The sequence below is a fragment of the Nonomuraea rhizosphaerae genome (genome assembly GCF_019396405.1).
GTDB lineage: Bacteria > Actinomycetota > Actinomycetes > Streptosporangiales > Streptosporangiaceae > Nonomuraea > Nonomuraea rhizosphaerae.
On sequence record NZ_JAHKRL010000408.1, the window covers coordinates 1 to 9,829 of the forward strand.

General features: G+C 72.4%; 11 protein-coding genes and 1 tRNA gene. 5 read left to right on the top strand and 7 right to left on the bottom strand.

The genetic code is table 11. The features are described from left to right. The coding region (locus KME77_RS20855; protein WP_219470326.1) for a M20/M25/M40 family metallo-hydrolase at positions 1–953 on the top strand (953 nt) is incomplete at its 5' end. Between the two features lie 45 nt (positions 954–998). On the opposite strand, the gene KME77_RS20860 is transcribed toward KME77_RS20855, so the two are convergent. From KME77_RS20860 to KME77_RS20870, 3 genes are all read right to left on the bottom strand, one after another. Further along, entirely contained in the window at positions 999–2,147 is a 1,149-nt protein-coding gene (locus tag KME77_RS20860) for a nitric oxide synthase oxygenase (RefSeq protein ID WP_219470328.1), read from the bottom strand. Between the two features lie 194 nt (positions 2,148–2,341). Beyond that, the gene (locus tag KME77_RS20865; protein ID WP_372451205.1) at positions 2,342–2,968 is read right to left on the bottom strand and encodes a response regulator; all 627 of its coding nucleotides are present in this window, start codon (positions 2,966–2,968) and stop codon (positions 2,342–2,344) included. A gap of 35 nt (positions 2,969–3,003) precedes the next feature. Beyond that, a complete protein-coding gene (locus tag KME77_RS20870) occupies positions 3,004–4,185 on the bottom strand; it encodes a sensor histidine kinase (RefSeq protein ID WP_219470332.1) in 1,182 nt (393 codons plus the stop codon). Between the two features lie 84 nt (positions 4,186–4,269). On the opposite strand from KME77_RS20870, the gene KME77_RS20875 reads away from it, so the two are divergent. Continuing rightward, positions 4,270–4,455, top strand: a complete 186-nt coding sequence (locus tag KME77_RS20875; protein ID WP_219470334.1) for a hypothetical protein — start codon at positions 4,270–4,272, stop codon at positions 4,453–4,455. A gap of 82 nt (positions 4,456–4,537) precedes the next feature. Here KME77_RS20875 and KME77_RS20880 read toward each other — a convergent pair. Next, positions 4,538–4,609: transfer RNA gene (locus tag KME77_RS20880), tRNA-Asn, on the bottom strand. Positions 4,610–4,735: 126 nt separating this feature from the next. Here KME77_RS20880 and KME77_RS20885 point away from each other — a divergent pair. After that, positions 4,736–5,041, top strand: a complete 306-nt coding sequence (locus KME77_RS20885; RefSeq protein ID WP_219470336.1) for a YtxH domain-containing protein — start codon at positions 4,736–4,738, stop codon at positions 5,039–5,041. Between the two features lie 152 nt (positions 5,042–5,193). Here KME77_RS20885 and KME77_RS20890 read toward each other — a convergent pair whose 3' ends face one another. The 3 genes from KME77_RS20890 to KME77_RS20900 are packed head-to-tail and all read right to left on the bottom strand — an operon-like array spanning position 5,194 to position 7,137. After that, on the bottom strand, positions 5,194–5,670 hold the full coding sequence (locus KME77_RS20890; RefSeq protein ID WP_219470338.1) for a hypothetical protein: 477 nt from the start codon (positions 5,668–5,670) through the stop codon (positions 5,194–5,196). Further along, a complete protein-coding gene (locus KME77_RS20895) occupies positions 5,667–6,941 on the bottom strand; it encodes an amylo-alpha-1,6-glucosidase (RefSeq protein WP_219470340.1) in 1,275 nt (424 codons plus the stop codon). The genes KME77_RS20890 and KME77_RS20895 overlap by 4 nt, the downstream gene beginning before the upstream one ends. Before the next feature lie 40 nt (positions 6,942–6,981). Next, positions 6,982–7,137 (bottom strand): hypothetical protein, encoded by a 156-nt coding sequence (locus tag KME77_RS20900; protein WP_219470342.1) that lies wholly within the window; start codon positions 7,135–7,137, stop codon positions 6,982–6,984. A 177-nt stretch (positions 7,138–7,314) separates the two neighbouring features. On the opposite strand from KME77_RS20900, the gene KME77_RS20905 reads away from it, so the two are divergent. Together KME77_RS20905 and KME77_RS20910 are read left to right on the top strand one after the other, a co-directional pair. Beyond that, on the top strand, positions 7,315–8,484 hold the full coding sequence (locus tag KME77_RS20905) for a hypothetical protein (protein WP_219470344.1): 1,170 nt from the start codon (positions 7,315–7,317) through the stop codon (positions 8,482–8,484). Next, positions 8,481–9,829: protein kinase domain-containing protein (locus KME77_RS20910; RefSeq protein ID WP_219470346.1), on the top strand; the 1,349-nt coding region annotated here is incomplete at its 3' end. The genes KME77_RS20905 and KME77_RS20910, both read left to right, overlap by 4 nt.

Consider the following 9,829-nt stretch of genomic DNA (forward strand, 5'->3'; position numbering starts at 1 on the left):
ACTACGACTCGCGCTGCACCGACGTCGCCGACGCCACCTGCGACGCCCCCGGCGCCGACGACGACGCCTCCGGGGTGGCGGTCTCGCTGGAGGCCGCCCGGGTGATGGCGGCCCGCCGCTTCGACGCCACCGTGGTGTTCATGGCCGTCGCCGGTGAGGAGCAGGGCCTGTACGGCGCCCTGCACTACGCCCAGCTCGCCAAGCAGAACAACGTCGACGTCCAGGGCATGTTCACCAACGACATCGTGGGCAGCGCCGACGGCGAGAACGGCAGGGCCCCCAACGCCGTGCGCGTGTTCTCCGAGGGCGTGCCCACCACCGAGACCCCCGCCCAGGCGTCGGTCAGGCAGTCGGTCGGCGGCGAGAACGACGGGGTGTCCCGGCAACTGGCCAGGTTCGTCCGCGACGCCGCCGAGGTCTACACCCGGCCGATGGACGCCATGCTGGTCTACCGGCGCGACCGCTACCTGCGCGGCGGCGACCACATCGCGTTCCTGCAGCAGGGCTATCCGGCGATCAGGTTCACGGAGGTGCACGAGGACTACGCCCACCAGCACCAGGACGTACGGGTGGAGAACGGCGTGCAGTTCGGCGACCTGACCCGCTTCGTCGAGTACGACTACACCGCCCGGGTCACCCGCGTGAACGTCGCGGCGCTGGCCTCCCTGGCCCGCGCCCCCGAGGCGCCCAAGGGGGCCGGGATCAGCACCGCCCGGCTCACCAACGACACCGACCTGCGCTGGACCGCCGGCACCGCGCCGGACCTCGCCGGGTACGAGGTGGTCTGGCGCGACAGCGTCGAACCGCTGTGGACGCACTCCCGCTTCGTCGGGAACGTGACCTCGTACACGGTCGAGGGGAAGTCGAAGGACAACTTCCAGTTCGGCGTGCGCGCCGTCGACAAGGCGGGCCACCGCAGCCCGGTGAGCTACCCGCTGCCCGCCACCGGCTGAGAAGCGGGACCGAGGCCGTGCGCCCCCCGCGCCGGGCGCACGGCCTCAGCGCGCGGGCGGACGGGGATGGTGGACGAACGCGGGCGTCAGCTTCGGGTTGTCGTAGTACCGGTGGAAGACGCCGGTGGCGCCGCCCGAGATCGGCGGCACGATCCACGACCAGTCCGCCGGGCAGACCCGTCCCGCCTTCTCCTCGCGGGCCAGGTGCGCCAGGAACCGGTTCGACTCCGTGTGGTGGTCGGTCATCGTGACGCCGGCCCGCTCGAACGAGCTGAGCACGGCCACGTTAAGCTCGACCAGCGCGTGGTCGCGCCACAGGGAGCGCTCGGTGGTGACGTCCAGGCCGAGCCGCCGGGCGACCACGGGAAGCTGGTCGTAGCGGGCGGCGTCGGCGAAGTTGCGGGCCCCGATCTCGGCTCCCATGTACCAGCCGTTGAAGGGCGCGCACGGGTAGCAGAGCCCGCCGATCTCCAGGCACATGTCCGAGATGGCCGGTACGGCGTGCCAGCGCAGCCCCAGCTCCGCGAACCACGGATACTCCGGATGCTCGATCGGCACCTCCAGCACCGCGTCCCCGGGCAGGTTGCACAGCAGCGCCCCGCCCAGCCCTGGCTGGACGACCAGCGGCAGCACCTCGAACCGCCCCTGACCGCCCCGCCAGCCGAGCCCGCGCGCCATCTCGGTGAAGTCGGCGTAGCGGGGGTCGCCGACGATCGAGCCGTCCCGCCTGCGGTGCCCGGCGTACCGGATGAGCTGCTCGTTCAGCACCCGGGGCCCGGGGCGCGCGGGCGTGTCCGGCGGGAACACCGTGACCGTCGGCCTGATCCGCCCGTCACCCGTCGCCTCGCGCAGGTGCGCCACGCACTCGATGGCCACGCCCTCGGCACTGGCCACCTGCCTGCGGTCGCGCACCCGCAGGGACTTCCAGTACAGGCGGCCGATGCAGCGGTTGCTGTTGCGCCAGGCCACCCTGGCGCCGAACTGGAGCTCCTCGTAGGTGTGGGTGTAGGTCCCGTGGCGGGCGATGTCCTTGGCGACCTCTCGCAGCCGGGCGTGCACGTCGCCGGCCTCGGGGTTCTCGGCGTGGAAGAGCCTGACGAAACGCTCCGCCTCGCGGACGTCGATCGTCCGCTCAAGGAGGTTCTGGACGGCGATGGCATCGAAGGGACGTAGGGACCTGATCCAGGTACGCACGCAGTAACCAGCACTTTTCCATCAACGGAGCGCCCCGCCGATTCCGGGTCGGCGGCGTCTCCTGGCAGGCGGCGCCCTCTCCGCACCGCCTTCACGACGTTCCCGCAGCTTCCGCCATCCTTGCGCGTCCTGGACCCCGTTGTCACGGCAAATGGAAAATCCTGTGATCTTACGACTACAAAGAGTGAAAGGGGCTATTTGCCGGGACGGCGGACCAGCTTCAGCCGCATCGCCACGACCACCGCCGAGGTCCGGTCGGTGACGCCCAGCTTCCCGTACGCCCGTACGAGGTGCGTCTTGACCGTCGCCTCCCCGATGAACAGCCGCCGGGCGATCTCCCCGTTCGTCAGCCCGTCGGCGACCAGCTCCAGGACCTCCCGCTCGCGCGCCGACAACCCGACGACCGGGGCGCACTCGGAGGCCGGCGGCCCGGGCCAGCTCGCCAGGCGGGCCGACACCGACGGCGACAGCACCAGCCCGCCGCCCGCCGCGGTGCGCACCGCCGCCGCCAGGTCGTGCCGCGACACGTCCTTCAGCAGGTAGCCGGCCGCTCCCGCCGCGATCGCCCGGCGGATCTCGGCGTCGTCCTCGTACGTGGTCAGCACAATGATCCGGTACGCGTGCCGCAGCCGCCGGATCGCCCCCACGCCGTCGCCGCCGGGCATCCGCAGGTCCATGAGGATCACGTCCGGCCGCACCCGGGGCGCCAGCACGACCGCCTCGTCACCGGAGCCGGCCTCGCCGACCACCTCGATGTCCGGCTCGGCGACGAGCATCCCGCGCAGCCCCTCCCGCACGACCGGGTGATCGTCGACGATCATCACCCCCATCGGACGGCCAGCGGCCCCGTCTCCCGTCAGGGGACGCAAGGCAGCGCCACCGTGACCGTCGTGCCCGCGCCCGCGGCGGCGTCCACGGTGACGATCCCGCCGAGCTGCGACACCCGGGCGCGCATGGCTCGCAGGCCGTACCCGTCGCGGGCCGCGAACGGCGCGAACCCCTCGCCGTCGTCACTCACCGACAACCGCACCCCCTCGTCCCCGTACACCAGCGCCAGGCGCGCGGACCGGGCGCGGGCGTGCTTGCGCACGTTCGTCAGCCCCTCCTGCGCGGCCCGTACCAGCACCATCTCGACCGCGGCCGGCAGTGTCACCGGCTCCCCGGTGACGCTCACCTCCAGCGGCACCTCGAACCCCTCGGCCAGCCGGTCCAGCGCCTGCCCGAGCGACGCGCCGTCGAGCGCGGGCGGGGCGAGGGCGGCGATGAGCGCCCGCGTCTCGGCCAGGTTCTCCCTGGCCGTCTTCTCCGCCAGCTCCAACTGCCGCCCGGCCTGGGCGGCCTGGGCGGCATCAGCAGGAGGATCGGGCCGGGTCGCCTGGGCGGCCTGCAGCAGCGTGATGATGCTGGTGAACCCCTGCGCCAGCGTGTCGTGGATCTCCCCCGCCAGCCGCTCCCGTTCCGCCAGCACCCCCGCCTCCCGGCTGACCGCCGCCAGCTCCTCCCGCGTACGGTCCAGCTCCTCGATCAGCCGCGCCCGCTCGTGGTTCTGCGTGTACAGCCGCCCGATGAACGTCCCCAGCACCCCCGCCGCGCACAGCCCCACGGCCATGACGAGCACGACCGACCACCAGCCCGCCCCACCCTCCCTCAGCCCGACGAGGGCCGGGGTGGCGAGGAACCCCGCCGTCAGCCACACCGCGTGCGGCACCCGCAACGACATGAACGCCATCGGCACCAGCGCCGACAGCGCGATCGCCGCCGGCGGGGCGAGCACCACGGCCCCGGTGACGAGGATCAGCGCCACGGCGGCGTACCACCAGCTCTCCCGCACCGGCACGTCGTCCGCCCTGACCGCCCTCCGCCCGACCAGCACGTACACCACTCCCAGCAGGAGCAGCAGCCCGACGGCGAGCAGCGGCCCGTCGTCCAGCATCACCACGAAGACGGTCGCGACCAGCACCACGGCGAAGTACGCATCCCAGAACGGATAGGAGCGCAGCCACACATTCTCGGCCCGCGCCTCCACGGGACTCCCCATGAGCAGCAGTTTTACCTCCTTACCGGCTTCTGTCCACCGATCGGTGGATACTCCGGACGCCGTCCAGCCGTGATCGTGGTGGGCATGGACAAGAACACCTATCGCACGGTCATGTTCGTCTTGTCGGTCGTCTTCGCCGCCCTCATCGGGATCCTCGCCGTACTCGGCAACGACAACATCGGTGTGGTCGCCGCCGTGGGCGGCATCCTCCTCGGCCTGGGCTGGGCCCTGTACGGGGTGCTCACGAACAGGAAGAACTCCGCGGCATGACAGGCAGATCACCCGAGCCGCGGTGACCCGGAACGCGAAAAGCCCCCTTCCCACGATCCCGGGAAGGGGGCTTTTCTGGTCGCTCCCGCGAGAGGACTCGAACCTCTAACCTGCCGGTTAACAGCCGGCTGCTCTGCCGTTGAGCTACGCGGGATCGAACGTCGGCGCTGATCGGCGGCCCCTGTGGGCCGCACCCCTGCGCGCATGAATAGATTAGCGCACTCCAGGAGTGCGTGTCGCATCGTCATCGGGGTAGGCCGGGAGACAGCGGAGGTGGAAAATGCGTTATCGGATGACATTCGCCATTGGTTTCGCTGCCGGCTACGTGCTCGGCAGCCGCGCCGGTCGCGAGCGCTATGAACAGATCAAGAGAACGGCGCAGCGCCTTGCCGACAGCCCGAGGGTCCAGGAGGCCGCCGGGGTGGTCGGCGCGCAGGTGTCGAAGGTGGCCGACGTGGCCAGGTCGAGGGTGGGGGACACGCTCCAGCAGCGGATCCCGTTCCTCAAGGATCACGACTCGGGCACCGGCTGGCCGGACGAGGGGCTCGAACAGAGGAAGCCCAACGAGAGCGGCGTCCCTTACTGAGGCCGTCGCTCCGAGGAACCCCGGTGCGCGGCGGAAGCACCGCACCGGGGCTCTCCTGAAAGGCAGCGGTTCTCCTGAAAGGGCACCGTTGCCCGGTGAGCGAAAGGCACCGTTTCCCGGTTGAGTGAAAAGCACCGTTTCCCGGTGAGGCCTCACACCCCCATGCTTCGCCGCACCCCCTCCAGCGCCTGCTCGGCCTGCGCCCGCACGCCGGGGTCGTCCGGGTCGAGGCCCTCGTCGAAGACGAGGGTCCAGCCCAGCACCTCGCCGCCGGGCGGTCGCCGCGCCACCAGCCGCACCCCGCCGCGGCCCGGCAGGTCCACGTGCTTGTTGACCACGATGGTGGAGTTGACGCGCTCGCGCAGCGTCTCCGGCACCAGCCGCGGCTCCGGCACCGTCGCCTGATGCCGCTCACCCGACGTGGTGAGCACCGTCACCCGCCCGTGCTCGTCCCACGACGCCTTCTCGATCGTCTCGTACGGCAGCCGGGTCCCGTCCGGCAGGTGCAGCGCCAGGTTCGTGGCCACCACGTGACCGCCGTCGGCGGCGGCGAAGGTCAGGACACGCTCGCCCGGCTCCAGGGACAGGGACTTGCGGACGTCGGCGGGCAGGCGGCGCAGGATGCTCATTCCTCCACGCTATCGGCGAGCAGGTCGAGGGTGAGCGCCGCGCTCCAGGAGAAGTCCCGGCACCCGCGCCCGCTCCCGTCGAACGGGTCGAAGCACTCGCGGAACCCGGCCTGCCGGACGAGGCGGAGCGTGCCGTTGGTGAGCTGCTGGCCCAGCGACTCCAGGTCGTGGACGCCGGCCGCGCGGCGCAGCAGCCAGTTGGTGTTCACCCAGGACGGGCCGCGCCAGTAGCGGGTCCGGTCGAACTGGGCGGCGCGGATCTCGCAGCTGGGCACCGGATATCCGGTGGCGCCCATGAACCGGGCCGATTCGAGCACCTCGATGGCCGCGTGCACGCGGTCGCTGGGCAGGGCCGGGTCGAGCAGCGGCCCGAAGCCGCCGACCGTGCAGACCCGGATCAGCCGGTCGGCCCGCAGGTCGCGGGCGTAGAAGCAGCCGTCCCAGAGGCGGTCGAGCAGCGCCAGCCGGATGCGTTCGGCCTGCTCGGCGTGCGGGACGGGGTCGGCGCCGGCCAGCGGCGCGAGTTCGGCCATGGCCTGGCAGGAGGCGAGCCAGATCCCGTTGAACATCGGGTCCTCGATGGCGAACGGGTGCTCGTCGCGCAGGTACTCGTGGCGGTAGCCGGCGTTGCGGTAGCGCAGGGCCAGCCAGACGTAGCGGTCGTGGTCGCTGTCGGGGTGGCGCTCATCGAGCTCGACGTTGCGGTAGCCGTACCTGATCTCGGGGAGCGCGGCCAGCGGCTGGTCCCAGGCCGGGCTGTCGTCCATGCCCGACTCCCAGGGGTGCACGATGGCGGCCAGCCCCGCGCCGCCGAGGTCGCGGGCACGGGCCAGGTAGTCGTGCTGGGCGGCCAGCGCCGGGAAGGCCCGCCTGACGAAGTCGGCGTCCCCGGTGTGCCGGTACAGCCACCACAGGGCCAGCCCGTGCAGCGGCGGCGAGGTGAGGCCCGAGGTGAGCACGCGCGGCGCGGAGTCGTGGTCCTGCGAGCGCCACACGGACGGCCCCGGGAAGTACGCCTCGGGCGTGTGGAAGACGATGTGGGGCACCATCCCCGTCTCCCACTGTCCTTTGAGCAGGCTGAGCAGCTCGGCGCGGGCCCGGTCGGGCCGGTGCCTGGCCAGGCCGATCACCACGAACGCCGAGTCCCAGCTCCACTGGTGCGGGTACAGCCCCGGAGCGGGCACAGTGGCCGTTCCCGTCCAGTTCGCCTCGAGCACCGACAACGCCTCGCGCCCGAGCGCGGCGTCGTCGACCGCGGGCCGCGCCTCCATCAACCCACTATGCGCCGCGATCCCGTACTAAGCCAGCGGCCTACGTACGAGCGCGCTTGGAGACGAGCATGACCACGAAGGCCACGGCGCCGATGATCAGCGCCCACTTGAGCAGTGTGAAGACGAAGCCCACGAGCGGGCCGAGGATGACCAGGGCGGCGACGACGGCCGCGATGACAAGAAGTATGCGTCCCATGGCTATGACGCTACGAGATCCTTTAAGCGGTTTGCAGGTATGGCAGGGTTGAATCAGGGACAAGTCAGGGTGTCCCCTACCCCTAGGAACCAAACCGCACGTTCCTCCCGTTGACCCGGTAGACAAAGGGGCACGGGGGCCCTTATCACGGGGAGCGTGATGAGTCTGGGACCACCTATGAGCAGGGAGGGCGCGGAGCACGCGCTGCGCGCCCGGGCCGACGAGCGCGACCGTATCTCCGGCGACCTGCTCGATCTTGAAGCGCACACCACCTACCAGCTGCTCAAGGGCGCCTCCTTACGCGGCGCCACCCAGACCCGCTGGGCCGCCGCCCAGGGGGCGCTGGCCGCCCTGTGGGCGCTGCACGACGCCTACCGCGGGGTCCTGCGCGCCGCCGAGCAGGTCAAGGGGCCGCGCGGCCGGATCGGCGCCGAGCAGCTCACCGAGCTGACCGAGCTGCTGTCGGGCCGTTCGGTGGTGCTGAGGGCCGCGGTCCGGCCCGTGGAGGAGCGCTCGCTGCTGCCCCAGGCGGACGAGCGCCTGACCCTGGACGAGACCGTGGCGCGGATGGACGCGGCCTTCCAGCAGGCCACCGACATCCTGACGGAGATCGACACGGCCTGGTCCGCCGTGCTGCCCCGGCTCGACGCCGCCGACGCCGACCTGCGCGCGGCGAAGGACCTGGAGCGGCAGCTCGGCGAGTCGCTCGACCTGACGCGGGTGGAGACGGACCTGAAGCGGATGCGCGCCGACGTCCTTACGGACCCGCTCGGATCGGCGCCGTCCGGCGGGGAGCTGGAGCGCGTGGCCCGCGCGGTGGCCGGCACGCGGGCGCAGCTGGAGCAGGCGCTGCGGGTCAGCCAGGAGTACGGGCGGCGGCGCGAGGAGCTGGTCGCCGCCCTGGACCGGGTGCGCGCGGCCGAGAGCGAGGCCAGGGTGTCGCACGGCAAGGTCGTGGTGAAGATCGCCCTGCCGCCGCAGGCGCAGCCGCGCAGCAAGGTGGACGCGCTGGCCGGCGAGCTCGACGCGCTCGACGCCGCCACCGGCACCTGGCTCGACCGGGCCGGGCGGCTGGCGGAGCTGGAGCGGGGCGCCGAGCAGGCCGCCCAGCAGGCGCTGGCCACCGCGAAGGCGCTCTTGGGGCTGCTGGGCAGGCGCGACGAGCTGCGCGGGCGGCTCGGCGCGTGCCAGGCGATGGCGGTGCGCAAGGGGCTGGCGGAGGACCCCGTCGCGGCCCGCCTGTTCGACGAGGCGCGGCTGCTGCTGTGGAGCGCTCCTTGTGATCTGACGAGGGCGGCCAAGGCCGTCGACGAGTACCAGCGCTCGATCCACGGAGGTGGCCGATGACCCGGTGCGCGCAGCCAGGCTGCACGGGCACGATCGAAGATGGCTACTGCGACCTGTGCGGGCACGCGGCGAACGCCGCGCCCGCCACCCCCGCTCCGACCGCCGCACCCGCCGCGAACGGTCAAGGGGAGTCGCCCGACACCCGCCCGGTGAGCAGGCCGATGTCCACGCCGCTCAGCAGCGGCCGGTCCCGCGCGGGCGTGCTGCGCGAGGTCGCCGACCTGCCGTCGGCGCCGTACCGGGACCCGGCCACCGCGATCATGACCAATCCGGAGGTGCCGGAGGAGAAGCGGTTCTGCGCCAATCCGGCCTGCCAGAAGCCGGTCGGCCGGTCGAGGCAGGGACGGCCGGGGCTGACCGACGGGTTCTGCCCGCACTGCCGCTCCCAGTTCTCCTTCGCCCCCAAGCTGGTCAAGGACGACCTGGTGGCCGGCCAGTACCGGGTGCTGGGCTGCCTGGCGCACGGCGGCCTCGGCTGGATCTACCTGGCCGCCGACGAAGCGCTCGACGGCCGCTGGGTGGTGCTCAAGGGCCTGCTCAACACCGCCGACGCCGAGGCGCTGGCGGCGGCGGAGGCCGAGCGGAAGTTCCTCACCAGGGTCGACCACGCCAACATCGTCAAGATCTTCAACTTCAGCCGGCACGCCGGTCTCGACTACATCGTCATGGAGTACGTCGGCGGCCAGTCGCTGCACGAGCTGCGCCGCCAGGGCCCGCTCCCGCTGCGCGAGGCCCTGATCTACGGGCGGGAGGTCATCCGCGCCTTCGGTTACCTGCACGAGCTGGGCGTGGTCTACTGCGACCTCAAGCCGGCGAACGTGATCAGGGTCGGCAAGCAGCTCAAGCTGATCGACCTGGGCGCCGTCCAGCGGATCGGCTCGCCGGCGGGCACGTCCTGGGCGACGCTCGGCTACCACGCCCCCGAGCTGGACAGCCGCCCCTCGTCCGTCACCTCCGACCTGTACACGGTGGCCAGGACGCTGGCCGTGCTGGCCGTCCGCGGCTTCAGCCCGGCCAAGGAGGGCAGGGAGAACCCGCTGCCCGCGGACTGCGGCAACGAGTCGTTCGGGCGGCTGCTGCGGCGGGCCACCGCACCCGACCCGGACGCCAGGTTCCAGAGCGCCATCGAGCTGGAGGACCAGCTCGTCGGGGTGCTGCGCGAGGTCAGCGCCATCGCCGACGGGGTGCCCTACCCGGCGCCCTCGGCGCTGTTCGGCCCCGAGCGGCTGGCGGCGGGGGCGGCGCTGGCCAAGGACCGGGGGCGGGTGTTCGACCACCTCGACCCGCTGGCGGCGGCCTCGGCGCTGCCGGTGCCGCTGGCCGGCCCCGCCGCCCCGGCGGCCGG